Genomic DNA, 16,133 nt, shown 5'->3' on the forward strand with positions numbered 1-16,133 from the left:
TTAAATAACAGCTAATTACCAAGTAAGGCGTTAACTACTTATTCTTATACATTAATTAATAACGCTTAAAATTGTTAGTGGCTTAGATGTTTAGTGATTTACTAAAGAAATCTGAAGAGTTGATTGCATGATGAAAAATAGAATTGGGCATCACAATAATGTCCCTTTCGATACTACTATTTATTTTTGGAATATCAACAAATTGAGAAATACCTTCTTTGGAATCTTTAGATTCAGAAAAAATAAATGAACATGCGCCTTTATTTGCGGCAACAGGAATAATACTAGTGTTGCTGATTGGTTTAATAATTATTAGTGTAATCAAAAGCTTTAGAGCTCTAAGTTCATTCAATCATTTATTTGAAAGAATATCTGAAGGAAAAAGTAAATATATTCTTAAGAAATCAAAAATATTATTAACTAGTATTATCTGCTTAACAACCTTTCCATTAATAGTAATTGCGCCAGAAATATCAAGTGTACTTGCTTTAGGTATTATGGTTTGTAAATTTCTCTTCTATAAAAACAATAAAGAAATCTACAACCTAGCTAATGACGCAACAAAAAGACGAGTACCCTAATTAAATCTTTGAATTAATAAATTTATTTAACTAAATTTAAACCTCTAATGCTCAAAGGAAGAAAATATACCATTGTAACTTTATCAGAAATTATTAAATTTTTTTAATTTATTTACATTTTGAGTTTACAAACAGAATATGAAGTTTTTCCTAATTTGTTATTATTTATGAAGTCAAGATAAAGACCAAAAAGAGTTAGAAGAGCTGAACGTTCCTCTATATTTTTTTCTTGCTACAACCATAGGTGTAATAATTATTTACACCCAATATTCAAAAGATAATTCAATTTTAGAAAAGTTAATGGATTTATTACGTTTGTCAAAAGCAGAAAAAATAACTACTGGAGACTTCTATGATCAATTAAATAAATTAAATGTTTCAGCTACAAAGAAAACAACAAAAATGGCGTGTGCTAAATAAAAATACAATTTTTGTAAAATTTATTTCTTTAAATGTCAACAAAAAAAGTAATTAGCGGTTTATTAAGGGGGGGGGAGTTGACTTTAGTTGCTTCTTTCGTAGGGATTAGTAAGTAAACTATTTAAACAAAAAGCTCCCGAATCTTTAAAGGGATATTATTTACCTAACTGAGATGATGAAAATAATTGAACCACCCATTATGAAAATTCAATAGTCAGAAATGCATCGTACAAAAAAGAAAAAGAATTCAAGAAAAAATACCCCAACATGGATGCATTTAGAAGTTATTGTTATGGGCATGCTGCAAAACTAAAATCATACGATCACTGTAGTGATCAGGATGGATGATGTGAGGAATGTGTAAGGCCCGAAAAAAGCGATTAACACAAATACAACGCATTCTTAGCTCTAGTTATTGCAACATACTCTAAATATTTATCATCACTTATTGCTCTAGAGGACTGAGCTAAAGCGTCATACTTTAATATCACAACATTCTCTCACTCCAATCCTTTAGTCTTATGAATAGTACTAAGTGTTAAATAATTATGTCTCTTAGCATTAATATCCTCTTTTGTAATTTCTGCATAATACCTTAAATTACAAAGTATCTCTTCTGAAAATGCTTCGCCCTTTTCTTTCTGTATATTCTTTAATCATTTAATAAACAAGTTAATTTTCTCTCTACTTGAAGGAGCAATCTTTCTCAAAAATATTTCTGGTAGTATTTCCTCTACTAAAGCTGCTAAATGACTCTTATCACAGCCCCTTAATCTCTTTATTTTTGTAATAAACTTTTCTAAATTAGCTAAAGAAGCATCAGTTATTGGTAAGTCTTTTCAAGCCTCTGATTTCATTAAGTAATCAAATAAAGTGGTTTCGGGAAAATTAAGATTGGAGGCAATTTCCTTTCTAGAATAAGTATCTAAAGAAACATCTTTAGTTCATAGAATAGTCTTCAATGGCTTAGAGTTATCAAAATAAATAAGTCTTAAATAATTAATTATTTTTTCAATAACAGGATCATCTAATAAAGAAAAATAAGAAGTTCTAAAGGGTATTCCATTCTCAATAAGCAACTCAATTAAGAACTTAGAGTCAGCATTATGTCTAAATAATACAGCCCACTTAGAAAGCTCTATATTTTCAGTACATAATAAATCCTTTAATAAAGAATCTTCGACTTTTCCAACTCTTATTATTTGACCCTTTTCACTTGAAGCAGATTTAGCTATCTTAGGCCTATTTAAAACTTTAATAGTATTAGAGTAATCAACAATATCTTTAACGGAGCGATAATTAGTAACTAATTCAATCTCATGACATTCTGTTAATAAAGTTCTAAATTCTTCAAAAATATTCTCTTTAGCTCCTGCAAATATGAATATGCACTGATTTGGATCTCCTACAGCAAAGAAATTTGGCTTCTCTTTTGAAATTAATTTCTTAATTATTCGAAATTGTATTTCATTTACATCTTGCAATTCATCCACTAATATTGCTTTATACTTGTCTTTTCAAAATTCTAAAATTGCTGGAATTTCCGAAAAAAGCCTATCTACAAAAATAAGAATATCATCATAATCAAGTAAATTCTTGTCTTCAAGAAGTTTCTCATATTGCGGAAATACTTCTTGAACTTTATTTAACTCTATTGGAGAAAGTTTATTTTCTTCTAAATAAGTAGAAATTTTGTATCTTGAAATTAATTCTTTAAGATCTTGTAAATGATATCTACTATATTTAGAATCGGTCTTAGAGCGTCTCAAGGCTTTTCTCAATACTGAATCTTGAAACTCACCATAAACAACTTCAAAATTAAAGTTCCTATTTCTGCATACCAAACCTATATCTTTTCTAAGTATTTCTGCAAATAAAGAATGAATAGTTCCAATAGCATCAGGAATTTTATGCTTATCTTTAATTCTTTTTCCCACTCTATTAACCATCTCATTAGCAGCTAAATTAGTGAAAGTAATAGCTAAGACTTCATCTGGCCTCACTATTCCTTCTTCAATTAAATAAATAATTCTCTCTGTAAGTACTCTTGTTTTTCCAGTGCCCGCAGGAGCAATTACAAGAATTGGAGATAGCTCAGCCTTAACGGCCCTTTCTTGTTCGGCATTCAACTCCATCAATTAAAGATTCTTATTTTTTGAGATAAACTTATTTAGCTCTTCATCAGTCATATCTGGGCTTTCATATTTATGCTTGTCATACCAACTACATAACTTTCTTATCAAAACATCATATTTCTCTAAATTAATTCTTACTTTGAAAAGTATTAATTCATTATCCTCTAAAAAATTATTAACATAAGCCTCTAATATTTGATATTCGAACTCACATTCTCCTATTTCTTCAATTAATGATTCAATAATTCCCGACTTTGTTTCTTGTTCTCCGCTGTAAAGGCTTATCTTAGTATTAAGTAATAAACTCTCTAAACTACTTCAATTATCATGATGCAAATAAGTAATACATATTCAACCAATATCAACTTTTCTTAAATACAAATAAAGAGCTATTTGCAATAAATAAGAAAGAGGAATATCAGAAAATCTAGAGTCCATTTTTTTAGACCCAGCATCCGTCATTGTTTTGATTTCAAGAATAGAAAGTGTATTTCCTGCAGGAGATATTTCTTCTCCATCAGGTACACCGCCTAAATAAGCTAAATAGCCCTCTTCAGAAGCATCAAAAACATCGTATTTTTTTGTAACATAACTAATAAAGTTCTTATTTAACTGTGTCGAAATATAATCTCTTATCTTCCTCTCTATACCTTCATATTTCTCTTCCTTTCTAGGACTACGCCTCTTTGAAAAAGGAAAATTAATTATGGATGATCAAACTCAAAAAGGAGTTTTTGTAGGTTCTTCCTCGCCTTCTTCTAATTCTTCCTCTTCCTCGTCAGGAGCATTTAATTTAAGTTTAAAAAACTTAGGTATCTTAGTCCCTGTAAGCTTTATTCTCTTATGTCTTTCAATTCCTTCTTTAGTTAAAAGAACTTTATTTCCCTTTCTGAAAAAATCTTTGCAAGCAATAAACACTTCTTAGTTTCTTAGTTTCTTAGTTTCTTAGTTTCGAAAATACTAGAAAACAAACCATTAATATGCGAATATATTTAATATGGAAGAAAAGTAACAGCTATTTTAATACTTAAATTAAAGAATTAATTTCAAAAAATAACCTATTTTACTTTTTGTTGTAATATACAATTTTTTTCTTAAATTTGTCCAAAATATTTATTGTTCATGGACAAGATCATAAATTGAGAGACCAAGTTACTAAACTTATAAAGTCTGTAGGTTTAATGCCTTAAATTCTAGAAAAAGACAGCACATCTGGAAACACTATTATCATATGATCATTTACTAAAAGAAATTCAATGATTTTAAGGTTGGCCCTCTCATGAAAAAATAAAAAAATAGCGAAAGCAGTACTAATGATTTGCTATGAGAAAAAAATAAAGAAACTGAAAAAAGAAGAGATATTTAATATTCTTGAGAAAGAATTAAAGGAATAAGCTTATTTATTATTTTTTCATTAAATTCAAAAAAAGTCTCCTTCTTTTTCACTTCCTAAAAACTTAAAAGTAATTCCTTGTTGTTCTTGCTCTTTAGCGACATAAATAAACATTACTTTTGATTCAGTTTAACAATACTAAAGTCTGCCCAATAAGCTATATTATGTTTCTCAAAAACCTTTAATAATCAATTTAATTTAGCATCCAAACCAACAAGACTAGCTATATATAGGGGGGGGTGCCTCTCTATTTTTTCATACACAATTCTCTTTTTCCAGAAGTAATTTAAATCTTTCTATTCCTATTGCTAATCCCAAAGAAGGAATTAAAGAATTATTAAATTTACAAAAGAGTTCATCATATCTTCCTCCAGCAATTATTGTTAATCCTTTATACTTTCACTCATAAATTAAACCTGTATAATAATCAATTCCTCTTACTAAATTAGTATCTCATTCAAAAACCATATCAAAATCTTTCTGCAATCGTTCTTTAATATTCTCTATCTGCTGCTTTCTCTTTACTATCTAAAAATGGTTCTATTTTAGGAGTATTTTTTACTATTTCCAATTTTGAATCCTCTTTATCATCTAATATTCTTAGTGGATTCTTATTAATTCTTTCTTTAAGGCCTAAATAATTAAATATGAAAAATTAATTTCTTCAATGCCTAACTGAATAAATTCTCTATATCTTCCTTCTTGGAGCCTTTCATAATAAAAACATACACCTAAATAATAAAGCTCTTTACATCTATAAACTTAAATACAAAAAAGTAAATTATTTAATTTCTTGCAAATATCCTTTAAAGTATTCTTTTTCAGTCTATTGCTAAAACAGAAAAAAACTAATCAATTTTAATATTTTGACTATAAATTCTTTCAATTAATTCTTGTTTAATAACTTGAAAAGTATCCATTTGCTGAGAAAGACTATCTATATGTTTTTGAATAGGTTCAGCAAATTTATTGAATAAGTCTAATAAATTGTCTGGAGGAATTGCGATTTCTTGTTTTTCTAAAGTGCTTTTTCTTAATTGAGGATAGCTTGTAGTTCCGGCCTGTTTAACTAAAGATGACAAAAAATAATTTAATTTCTCTAGTAAAAAAATAAATAAATTTTTGTTATTAGCTCTAATAATATAACTGCCATCACTAACTTCAAATTTTCCAGAATAATAATTAGCTACAAAATGTCTAGCAGACGTTATTAATATAGCGGTAGTATCATAAGAATAACTATCTATTTTTTTAGGACTGTCTATCGAGGATGTAAAAAATGGATACCTACCTTCTGGGTTTTCTTGACTAGCAGGAGTTTTGCCTTTTGAAATTTGAACAACGTCTTTAAGTGGTAGTTTTTTTCAATTAGATGGAGAGGCATCTATATTTGCAGGAAATTTATGATGTATGAATCATCTTTCAAACAACTTGCTTCTTTGCTTCTTCAATTTGCCTTTGATAATTCTCTATTAATAAGTCATAAGTAGATAAGATCTTTCCTATTTTTTGTTGAAGTTCAAAGGGAGGATTTGGAAACAGGATTTTAAGGAGCCTATCAATAGTCAAAACTTTTGTTTCAGTATTAGCAGATGCAATATTTTGACATAATTTTTTTATTTTGCTGAAATCAAAAGAATACTTAATAAATATGGCATCTGAAACGCCTACAAAAGGAGTTAGTCCATGTACCCTTGAACTTAAACAAGAAGGAACTTTAATTATTGAAGTTTTTGCAACATTTCCAGTTCTAGTAATGCAAACAGTATCAGCTTCAAATATCGTACTTTGTCCAACTCCAAATGTATTGTAATATCTTCTTACATTCCTAACAAAAAGCTGATCATTTTCTATTAACTGAGATTCAATTAACGGAACCGACCCTTCACAAAATAAAGAAGGATCATACTCTGGTTTATGAACTTGCCTTCCACTCTTTAAAATACCTAAATTATCTAAAGTTACTATTTCTCAAGCACACATAATTAATTATTTAAGAATCATTCAAATAGTTTTTCTAATAGTTGATCAATATCTTTCTCTGTTCAAGATTGAGGCCCATCGCTAAATAATTTTCTTCTTATTGTATTTTTCACAACACTTTTTGTTGAAGGTTTTCCTTTTCAATTGTGTGTTGTAGCTATCTTCTTTTGCACATCTCTGTAAAGCTCTTTTGACAATTCTTTAAGAACTAATCTATCCTCATCAGAATGATCTTTTTTGTGCATACATAATATATGTCAAACAATTAATTCATATTCATTTTCAAAACCTTCTCTATTTGCTCTTCCTTTTTCGCTCTTCAATTTTTCACACATCTCCATAAGCTCTCTAAATGCTTGCTCTTTAGCTTCCTTCGTAAGTGCATTATTCCAATCATCAATAATTCTTTGATATTCCTCTTGATAACTAATTCAAGAAGGATTTCTCATTAAAGTCTCATTAATCTCTTTTCCTATAGCTACTGATACCGTATAAAAAATGTGATTTTGCCTACCTGATTTATTAACTACATCACATAAATTATTAAGATTTATCTCATCTATTGCAATTCTAGAACTCTCATTAATTTCCCCAAGAGTTACATATTCATCAATAATTTTGTGTACTTCTCGAATTAAATCAGCATGTTTATTGTGATCTCTTGGTTTTCTTAAATTTTGATAAATGTTAATAATGCAAGACCGTTTTCTTCTTTCAATATCAGTAAGTTCTTTCTCTACAATTAAATTACCAATACTTAAAAAGCCCCTATAAAGCCTTCCAAATTCTCGTCTAATTTTCTTTTTTTCCAATAACTTTTCTTTAGCATCATTTATCAACCTTCTTTTTTGATTAGCATCCTCACAATAAACAATTTCAACTAAAGAGATTTTGTGTGATTGAAGAAAAATTTCAATTTCTTGAAGAAACTTCAAGAAATTTTGAAATGCCTCTTTCTTATCTACAATGGGCAATACACGTCTTGAATCTTCGCCCGTATATGTTTCGAGTGCATCCTTTAAGTGCTTAATAATATTGTTGTAATCAACAATAAGACCATATGTTTTTCCTTCGCTAATTCTGTTAGGTCTTGCAATAGCTTGCATTAAAGTATGAGCTTTAAGTGGCTTATCTAAATAAAGAAATGACAAACACTTAACATCAAATCCTGTAAGTCACATAGCACATACAAAAACTACATTAAAGTTATCATTCTTATCTTTAAATCTCTTATCAAGTTTTTCTTTACGCATAGCCTCTCTATGAGGCTTAATATCCAAGCCTTCCTCTTTAAACTTAGTTTCATCGCCAACATCTTCACTAATTACTACATACATTTTTGTTTTTTCCATAAACTCAATTCTTTTTTGTAATTTATCTTGCTCCAAAAAAGGTGCAATCTGTAGTTCTTTTTTAAGATCCTTAACTTTCTCTTGTCAGTATTCTTGGACATATTTATGCATAAGCACACAAGACAATTTATTTAGACATACAAACATTGCTTTACCGACATCAATAAGTTCTGAATAATGCTCTACAAAATCTTTAGCATTAGCTCTAAGCCTGTCCTCTTTCATTCATAATTGCTTAATTGTTCTTGTTTCTCGAGTCACTTCTTCTTGTTCAAAAACATCTTCAGTATTAGACTCAACTAAATTTCTTATTTTTTCATCCATTTCTGGATTATTTAATTCTCCAAATGGCAATGCATGATTTTCATAAAGCAAAGGGACTGTGACTCCGTCTTGCTTAGCTCTTAAGAAGTCATATCTAGAAACATAATGACCAAATTGATCTATAGTAGTTACATCTCCTACAAGTAAAGGAGTACCAGTAAACCCAATCTTTATTGCATCAGGCAATAATTTTTGAATATTTTCGAAAAGGCCCCCATACTGACTTCTGTGTGCTTCGTCAGCAACAATAATTACTTCATTCTTAAGTTCAATAGGCTTTAATGTTGTTCCTTCTTTAGGCTTACCAAATTTCTGAATTAAAGAGAATAAATACCTTGGAGTTCCCTTTAATTTCTCAGCCAACTCTTCTTTAGTTTCAACTGAACAATTCTTATCTGTAAGTACTCCACAAGCTGCAAAAGTATTGTGTATTTGTTCATCTAATTCTTTCCTATCGGTGAGAATTAAAAAAGTCGGATTTCCAGAGAACTTTCTCAATACTTTTTCAATAAAGAAAAGCATTGAATAACTCTTTCCGCTGCCTTGAGTATGTCAAAATGTACCTAACTTTCCTTTATTTTGCTCTCTTTGTGCATAACTTTGAATTGCTTTATTAACGCCTAAAAACTGGTGGTTTTTTGCAAGAATTTTGAAAAAACCAAGATCTGAATCAGAATAAAGAATGAAATTCTCTAATAAGTCAAGAAAATTAGTTTTTTCACATACACCTTTAATTAAAGTAGTAATATCTGTATCTCCATCCTCATCTTCTGAAAGTCTCTTTCACTCATGAAAATTTTCTCAACTACTACCAACAGTACCTATCTTTGATTCATCGCCATTTGAAAATACACAAAAAGCATTAAAAAAAAATAAGTGATAAATCTCATCTAAACACTTCAAATAATTATCCTCATAGCCTTCTCTTGGTTTTTTTGAATTATGCTTAAATTCCATAAAAATTAATGGAATTCCATTAACAAAACATATTACATCTGGAGTTCTTTGATAATTAATTACTCTTCCAAAAATAGTTAATTGAGAAACAGCTAAAAATTCATTATTATCAGGCTCATTAAAGTCAATTAATCGAAGAGTTCTAGTTGTTGTTCTTTCAAATTTATCTTTAACGGTAACATTAATTCCCTTCCTTATTAAGAAATACTTTTCGCGATTTTCTTCAAGTAAAAAAGTAGATGATCTGTAATTTGTTAGTTCTTGAAACGCTTCTTGTATTTGATGTGTAGATGCTCAAGGATTAAGTTTCTTAATAGCTTTTGAAAATTCACTAAATAAAATTACTTGACTTTTGTCTGGTCTAATTAAAGAGCTACCCTTCTTAATTCTTCAGCCTAAATTTTCTAATTCATCTAAAGCAGGCTTTTCAACAAGGCTTTCTTCTGAAAAATTATCCAAAACTTATTATTCCTTTGCCCAAAGCTTCATATTTTCTTTAATTTGTGCAAAGTATTCAAGTGATTCCTTATGTAATCTTTCGGCCTCATCATGCATCTCTTTCATTTTTGCTTGCCATACATCTTCAGGTTCAATTTCCGGCTCAGGTACTCCAACATAAACTCCTGGAGTTAAATTTCAATCATTTTTACAAATTTCAGCAATAGTTGCTACTTTGCAAAGTCCAAGAATATCCCTATATTCTCCATTTCCAAATTTAGAATAAACTCAAACCGATTCTCTCGCCACCTCTAAATATTCTTCAAAAGATTTAATCTTTTCATCTCATTCTTTTTTGATTTTTGCCTCCTCTTTTTTATTATTAGCCTCAACAATAAGTTTGTTAGACTCTTGCTTTAAATTTGAATAATGCTTTTCAAAAACATCTAATATCTCAATAAAGTTATTATTTTTAAATTCAATAAGCAAGTTAAATTTCGATATTGCTGCCTCAACTGAATCTTGATATTCCTTTAATAATTTATGATACTTCTCTATCTCTCCCTTGTAAAGTCAAACAATAGCATTTAAATTCTTACATTGTTTTGGAGTCCATTCATATAGTGATTGTCTAACTTTAGTACGATATTCAGAACTATCAATAAACAATACTTTATCTAAAAACTCCTGAGGTTTTTGCCTATTAAAGAACCATAAATGACAAGCAGCATTAGTATTCGCAAAGAAATTTTCTGGTGTATTAATCATGATATCAATATGGCCTGTTTCAATAACTTTACGTCTAATATCCTTATCTGCTTGATTTCCAGCAGCAATTGAAGCCATAACAAAACCTGCTTTTCCTGTTTCATTTAAATAAGCATAGAAGTAAGAAATTCATAAATAGTTAGCGTTTTGTATTTTTCTATCTTCTCCAACTGGAGGTAAACCAAATGGCAATCTACCTGCCGCTTCTGCTTTAGTAGCATCTACCTCTTTAACATTAAATGGCGGATTAGCCATTACATAGTCACACTTACCAGTTAAACAATGAGGATCACAATAATAAGTATTACCGCCAAACTTAGAAGCAACAAATACTTGAACTCCGTGTATGTACATATTCATGGAACATAAATTGGCATTAAATTCAACTTTTTCATGGCCATAGAAAGTCATAACTTTATTAACTGATAATCCTTGAGAATCTAAATATTGCTTAGTTTCAATAAACATACCTCCGCTACCGCAAGCAGGATCTAACAAATAACCCTTCTTTGGTTCGAGAATGTTTACTATCAGCTTTACCAAAGATTTGGGAGTAAAGAAAATTCCGTCCTGTCTTGCATCATTGAAAGAAAACTTACCTAAGAAATATTCATAAATAAAGCCAATAATATCTACAGAAGCTTCACTATCGACAGGAATTTTACTATCAAATTTTCTTAATAATTCCCAAAGAATATTGTCAGGAATATCTTGAAAATTCTTAGGTAATGAATCTGTTAAAGCTTCGCAATTAATCTCTAATAATCTCATGGCATCATTCATAATGCCTGCTAAAGAAGTTATTTGATGCCCATCTAATCCTCTTATTTTTTCCACAGAAACATCTTCTGGTAAATTAAGAATTCAATCCCACTGAGCTTCTTTAGGCAAAAAAATAGCTCCTTGTTCAATAAATTCATCTTCATTTATTGGCAAAGGTACGCCATTTCTTATAGGTCTGTTGTGATTAATTTTCCTCTCAGCTATTTTGAAACGAACAAAAACATATCTTAAGAAGATAATTCCTAATACTGGGGTTCGGTACTGCTCAGAACTCAGCTTAGAATCTGCTCTTAATTTATTACAGATCTTTCAAAGATCTTCAGCTATCTTATGACAATCAGACATAGATGTTACTAATTAAACGAATAATGCCTCGCTATAAATCCTTTCTATTAGCAAATCTCTAATATTTGAAAGAATGCTAATCGTTTGAGTTAAATAGTCTATCTGATTTTGAATAGGTTCAGCAAATTTATTGAATAAGTCTAATAAATTGTCTGGGGGAAGAGGGACTTCAAAATTTCTTAAGTCTCCCAAACATAAACCAGTAATACCAGTGCCTCTTGAAATTCGATCAAATATTGGAATGGAATATTTTATGATTTCAAGCAATCAAGAAATATATTTATGGCTAGCGTCAAGAACATAAACATGACCAGTGGTATTAAATTTTCCAGAAAAATATTTAATATGTCTTGCTCCATCTGCAATTAATATTAAAGCTTCTTGATCAAAAGAATATTCATTTATTTTTTGTGTTTCTTTAGATCCAGTGAAGAATGGATAAAGCCCATTATCTATTGCATCTCCTGCTAATTTTTTTCCTTTCTTAAAAGTAACAAAATCTTTAAGTGGTAGTTTTTTTCAATTAGATGGAGTGGTATTTATGTTCTTGGGAAATTTATGATGTATGAATCATCTTTCAAACAACTTGCTTCTTTGCTTCTTCAATCTGACTTTGATAATTCTCTATTAATAAATCATAAGTAGATAAGATCTTTCCTATTTTTTGTTGAAGCTCAAGTGGTGGATTCGGAAATGGAATTTTTTTTAAACGCTCTATTGTTAAAGCTTTTGTTCCAGTATTGGCAGACGCAACATACTCGCAAAGCTTTTTTATTTTACCAAAGTTAAAACAGTACTTCATGAACTTAGGATCTGAAACATTTTCAAATGAGCTAAAGCCAAACAAAGTGTCTGCTAAGCAACTATCCTCTAAAAGAATAGATGCATCACCAATTCTACCATTATTTGTGATGCATACTGTACTAGCGGGGAACAATCTACTTTGTTTTTTGCCTATTTCATTGTAATTTTTTTCAACATTTCTTACAAACAAATTGTTCTTTACACATCAAACTTGAACAAAAGGAACGGTTCCATTTTCAAATAAAACAGGATCACTAGCTGGCTTGTGAGTTTTTTTACCAGATTGTAAAATTCCTAACTTATCTAGAGTTGTTTGTTCTCAAGTGGCCAAAGTTTAATATTTTTTAAAAAGAGCACATTATTTTAAATTTATTTTTCCGCCAAATGAAATTAACTAATTTTAAGATTCTGACTATAGATTCTTTCTATTAATTCTTTTTTAACAACTTGAAAAGTATCTATCTGTTTAGAGAGGCTATCTATATGTTTTTGAATAGGCTCCGCAAATTGATTAAATAAATTTAATAGATTATCTGGAGGAATTACGATTTCTTGTTTTTCTAAAGTGCTTTTTCTTAATTGAGGATAACTTGTAGTGCTGGATTGTTTAACTAAAGTTGGCAAAAAATTATTTAGTTTCTCTAATAAAAAAATAAATAAATTTTCATTATTAGCTTTAATAATATAACTACCATAACTTGCTTCAAACTTTCCAGAAAAATACTTAGCAACAAAATGCTCAGCGGATGTAACTAATATAGCGGTAGTATCATAAGAATAACTATCTATTTTTTTAGGACTGTCTATCGAGGATGTAAAAAATGGATACCTACCTTCTGGGTTTTCTTGACTAGCAGGAGTTTTACCTTTTGAAATTTGAACAACGTCTTTAAGTGGTAGTTTTTTTCAATTAGATGGAGTGGTATTTATGTTCTTGGGAAATTTATGATGTATGAATCATCTTTCAAACAACTTGCTTCTTTGCTTCTTCAATCTGCCTTTGATAATTCTCTATTAATAAATCATAAGCTGAAAGAATTTTGCCTATTTTTTGTTGAAGTTCAAAGGGAGGGTTTGGAAACGGGATTTTAAGAATTCTGTCTAATGTTAACTTTCTTGAACTCGATACTGCAGAAGCTATATTTTGACAAAATTTTTTTATTTTTTGAAAATCAAAACAATACTTTACAAAGAGATTATCCGAAACGTTTTCAAAACAATTAAAGCCGTGCAGTTGGGTGCATAAACTCGAAGCTTCTTCTAAAATAGCAGAATCCGCTACACTCCCGCTATTTACAATGCAAACTGTACCCTTAGAAAATGTTTTACTCTGCTTTAAGCCTACCTCATTGTAATACTTCCTAATATTATTTACAAATAAGCTTTCATTTACGCACCAAACTTGAACAAAAGGAACGGTTCCATTTTCAAATAAAACAGGATCGTATTCGGGTTTATGGGTTTGCTTTCCTCTTTGGAGAATACCTAACTTATCTAAAGTTGTTTGTTCTCAAGTAGCCAAAAGAAAGAATGTCTTGAAAGAAAAGTCTTAATTTTAAATGTGAATTAACAAAAACAGCTTATTCTTTAGTATCAATATATCTGTGTTTAACTATCTTAAACATCCTTAAATGGTTTTCTAATTCTAATTTATCTTTGCCAATAAGAACAATCTTTGCCTTTTTCAAAAGCTCCAAAATATTTTGAATAAAGTCATCTTTTTTTACTGATTTTTGTATTAAATAATAAAGTTCATTGGCTCAATTAGAAAGCTCATCAGAATAAAAAAGATCATTATTTAAAGTAGAAAATTTACTATTATCATTAAGATACTCTTCTGATTGATTCACTAAAGCAATTATTTGTTTGTGAAGTGTTTTTTTTGGCTTATTTAAATATTTAAAAAATATATCAAATTTATTTATTAATTCGCTGTCTGAATCATTTATTCTTTCTTTAGAGGCGGGTAGATTTAAATTATCAACAATTTCCTTTAACAAAGTATCTGAACTCTTCTTTTTTTGTAACAAATAAAGTAATTCTTCTCTTCAAAGAAGTTTTTCTTCAAAAGAATTTATTTCATCTTTCTTTTGAAAAACTTCAGCTATCTTTTTCATCTGTTTAATAAAAAAGACTTCTTTCTCATTCTTCAGAAAATTCTTCTAATTTCTTCATCAAATCTTTTTCTCACTGACCATTTTCTTTTATATCTATTGTGTAACAGCCTCCAAAATCAGATATTAAATCTCTAGTAGAAATTTTTTCATCCCAAAGAAGAATAACATTATCCTCACTTAAAATTCCAAAACTTAAACCTGCCTCTAATACAACATTTAATCTTGGTCTTAAAGTAAATTTTTCTTTACTTTTGTTTAGCTTTCCTTTGTCGTCTGCACTTAGAATAACAATAACTTTAAAGCTTGCTGAAATCTTTTCAATTAAAGTTGGAAAAATAATCTTAGTTCCTCCTTTTATTTTTTGGATTGATAACAAATCACATTCAAATCCGCTTTGCTCAATACAATCACGAACAATTTCAAAGTGTTTTTTGTTTCTTCCAAAAACCAAAAAAATTTGCTTCTTTAAAAAATCTACTTTTCTCTTTTCAAAATAAGCAATAAGTTTATTAAAATCTGATTTTAAGTGTGCAGATTTTAAAAACGCCAAAACTTTCGAAGTAAATTCTTTATCTCTTAATTGATAAACGAAATTAATTAATTCTTCCTCTAGAAAATCAAAAAGTGCATCATTTGAAGCAAGGGTCTGCTTGTCTAAAATATTTTTTACTCTTAAAATAACTCCAAAAGCTTTTTTAAAGCAAAAAGACATCCTTTCACAATTAACTTTTTCTTAATTTTTCTGCCTCATATTTTTCAAAGACAGACAATTTAACTTTGACCAAAACAATTTTCTCTTTCAATAAATTCTTATTATTACTGAAAAAAAATATTTGCTCAATTATTCTTCTTATCTTCGGTGTAATTGAGCTTGAAAAATCCAATTTACCAAAAAGATAATGCAATTCTTCAAGTCACTCTAAAACATGTTCATAATTGAGTGGTTCAGAACACATTTCTTCTCTTTTTGAAATTAATTCCAGCAATCTTTTTTTATCGTTCATTATTTATTTAACATTTTAAAATTTAAAAGTTAATCTCAAGATTTTCGCTATAGATTCTTTCTACTAATTCTTGTTTAATAATTTGAAAAGTATTCATTTGTCTAGAGAGAATATCTATTTGTTTTTGAATAGGTTCAGCAAATTTATTGAATAAGTCTAATAAATTGTCTGGGGGAAGAGGGACTTCAAAATTTCTTAAGTCTCCCAAACATAAACCAGTAATACCAGTGCCTCTTGAAATTCGATCAAATATTGGAATGGAATATTTTATGATTTCAAGCAATCAAGAAATATATTTATGGCTAGCGTCAAGAACATAAACATGACCAGTGGTATTAAATTTTCCAGAAAAATATTTAATATGTCTTGCTCCATCTGCAATTAATATTAAAGCTTCTTGATCAAAAGAATATTCATTTATTTTTTGTGTTTCTTTAGATCCAGTGAAGAATGGATAAAGCCCATTATCTATTGCATCTCCTGCTAATTTTTTTCCTTTCTTAAAAGTAACAAAATCTTTAAGTGGTAGTTTTTTTCAATTAGATGGAGTGGTATTTATGTTCTTGGGAAATTTATGATGTATGAATCATCTTTCAAACAACTTGCTTCTTTGCTTCTTCAATCTGCCTTTGATAATTTTCTATTAATAAGTCATAAGTAGATAAGATCTTTCCTATTTTTTGTTGAAGTTCAAATGGAGGATTTGGAAACGGGATTTTAAGAATTCTG

Annotated in this window: 19 protein-coding genes; 3 read left to right on the plus strand and 16 right to left on the minus strand. The window is 29.0% G+C overall.

The features are described 5' to 3' along the window. Positions 1–86 precede the first annotated feature (86 nt). Both A6V39_RS02015 and A6V39_RS02020 read left to right on the plus strand, forming a co-directional pair. Positions 87–581 (plus strand): hypothetical protein, encoded by a 495-nt coding sequence (locus A6V39_RS02015; protein WP_187149999.1) that lies wholly within the window; start codon positions 87–89, stop codon positions 579–581. Between the two features lie 138 nt (positions 582–719). Next, on the plus strand, positions 720–1,001 hold the full coding sequence (locus A6V39_RS02020) for a hypothetical protein (RefSeq protein ID WP_187150000.1): 282 nt from the start codon (positions 720–722) through the stop codon (positions 999–1,001). A gap of 380 nt (positions 1,002–1,381) precedes the next feature. Here A6V39_RS02020 and A6V39_RS02025 read toward each other — a convergent pair whose 3' ends face one another. Together A6V39_RS02025 and A6V39_RS02030 are read right to left on the minus strand one after the other, a co-directional pair. Beyond that, positions 1,382–3,136, minus strand: a complete 1,755-nt coding sequence (locus A6V39_RS02025; RefSeq protein WP_187150001.1) for an ATP-dependent helicase — start codon at positions 3,134–3,136, stop codon at positions 1,382–1,384. 3 nt (positions 3,137–3,139) lie between these two features. Beyond that, entirely contained in the window at positions 3,140–4,054 is a 915-nt protein-coding gene (locus A6V39_RS02030) for a hypothetical protein (RefSeq protein WP_187150002.1), read from the minus strand. A 338-nt stretch (positions 4,055–4,392) separates the two neighbouring features. On the opposite strand from A6V39_RS02030, the gene A6V39_RS02035 reads away from it, so the two are divergent. Beyond that, positions 4,393–4,530, plus strand: coding sequence for a hypothetical protein (locus A6V39_RS02035; RefSeq protein WP_187150003.1), 138 nt, complete (start codon positions 4,393–4,395; stop codon positions 4,528–4,530). Between the two features lie 218 nt (positions 4,531–4,748). On the opposite strand, the gene A6V39_RS02040 is transcribed toward A6V39_RS02035, so the two are convergent. The 14 genes from A6V39_RS02040 to A6V39_RS05955 all read right to left on the minus strand — a co-directional run bounded on the left by A6V39_RS02040 (position 4,749) and on the right by A6V39_RS05955 (position 16,129). Beyond that, complete coding sequence (locus A6V39_RS02040; protein WP_502692842.1) at positions 4,749–5,057, minus strand: ATP phosphoribosyltransferase regulatory subunit; 309 nt, start codon at positions 5,055–5,057, stop codon at positions 4,749–4,751. Positions 5,058–5,377: 320 nt separating this feature from the next. Continuing rightward, positions 5,378–5,959: a restriction endonuclease subunit S gene (locus A6V39_RS02045; protein WP_187150005.1), complete on the minus strand. Its 582-nt coding sequence runs from the start codon at positions 5,957–5,959 to the stop codon at positions 5,378–5,380. Then, positions 5,931–6,512, minus strand: coding sequence for a restriction endonuclease subunit S (locus tag A6V39_RS02050; RefSeq protein ID WP_187150006.1), 582 nt, complete (start codon positions 6,510–6,512; stop codon positions 5,931–5,933). Before A6V39_RS02050 ends, A6V39_RS02045 begins: the two co-directional genes overlap by 29 nt. Before the next feature lie 2 nt (positions 6,513–6,514). Further along, a complete protein-coding gene (locus tag A6V39_RS02055) occupies positions 6,515–9,604 on the minus strand; it encodes a type I restriction endonuclease subunit R (protein WP_187150007.1) in 3,090 nt (1,029 codons plus the stop codon). 6 nt (positions 9,605–9,610) lie between these two features. Continuing rightward, the gene (locus A6V39_RS02060) at positions 9,611–11,479 is read right to left on the minus strand and encodes a class I SAM-dependent DNA methyltransferase (protein ID WP_187150008.1); all 1,869 of its coding nucleotides are present in this window, start codon (positions 11,477–11,479) and stop codon (positions 9,611–9,613) included. A 12-nt stretch (positions 11,480–11,491) separates the two neighbouring features. Next, complete coding sequence (locus tag A6V39_RS02065) at positions 11,492–12,064, minus strand: restriction endonuclease subunit S (protein ID WP_187150009.1); 573 nt, start codon at positions 12,062–12,064, stop codon at positions 11,492–11,494. Continuing rightward, complete coding sequence (locus A6V39_RS02070; RefSeq protein WP_187150010.1) at positions 12,036–12,614, minus strand: restriction endonuclease subunit S; 579 nt, start codon at positions 12,612–12,614, stop codon at positions 12,036–12,038. The genes A6V39_RS02065 and A6V39_RS02070 overlap by 29 nt, the downstream gene beginning before the upstream one ends. A 59-nt stretch (positions 12,615–12,673) precedes the next feature. Continuing rightward, on the minus strand, positions 12,674–13,255 hold the full coding sequence (locus A6V39_RS02075; protein ID WP_187150011.1) for a restriction endonuclease subunit S: 582 nt from the start codon (positions 13,253–13,255) through the stop codon (positions 12,674–12,676). Continuing rightward, complete coding sequence (locus tag A6V39_RS02080; protein ID WP_187150012.1) at positions 13,227–13,805, minus strand: restriction endonuclease subunit S; 579 nt, start codon at positions 13,803–13,805, stop codon at positions 13,227–13,229. Before A6V39_RS02080 ends, A6V39_RS02075 begins: the two co-directional genes overlap by 29 nt. Before the next feature lie 58 nt (positions 13,806–13,863). Continuing rightward, entirely contained in the window at positions 13,864–14,400 is a 537-nt protein-coding gene (locus tag A6V39_RS02085) for a hypothetical protein (RefSeq protein WP_187150013.1), read from the minus strand. Positions 14,401–14,404: 4 nt separating this feature from the next. Beyond that, positions 14,405–15,112 carry a TIR domain-containing protein gene (locus tag A6V39_RS02090; RefSeq protein WP_187150014.1) on the minus strand — a complete coding sequence of 236 codons (708 nt, stop codon included), beginning with the start codon at positions 15,110–15,112 and terminating at the stop codon, positions 14,405–14,407. 10 nt (positions 15,113–15,122) lie between these two features. Next, positions 15,123–15,404 carry a hypothetical protein gene (locus A6V39_RS02095; protein ID WP_187150015.1) on the minus strand — a complete coding sequence of 94 codons (282 nt, stop codon included), beginning with the start codon at positions 15,402–15,404 and terminating at the stop codon, positions 15,123–15,125. 22 nt (positions 15,405–15,426) lie between these two features. Next, a complete protein-coding gene (locus A6V39_RS02100; RefSeq protein ID WP_187150016.1) occupies positions 15,427–16,005 on the minus strand; it encodes a restriction endonuclease subunit S in 579 nt (192 codons plus the stop codon). After that, the gene (locus A6V39_RS05955) at positions 15,977–16,129 is read right to left on the minus strand and encodes a restriction endonuclease subunit S (RefSeq protein ID WP_370664255.1); all 153 of its coding nucleotides are present in this window, start codon (positions 16,127–16,129) and stop codon (positions 15,977–15,979) included. Before A6V39_RS05955 ends, A6V39_RS02100 begins: the two co-directional genes overlap by 29 nt. Between the last annotated feature and the right edge of the window lie 4 nt (positions 16,130–16,133).

Origin of the sequence: Candidatus Mycoplasma haematobovis (assembly GCF_001645765.1) — a bacterium.
Classification (GTDB): Bacteria; Bacillota_I; Bacilli_A; order Mycoplasmatales; family Mycoplasmoidaceae; genus Eperythrozoon_B; species Eperythrozoon_B haematobovis.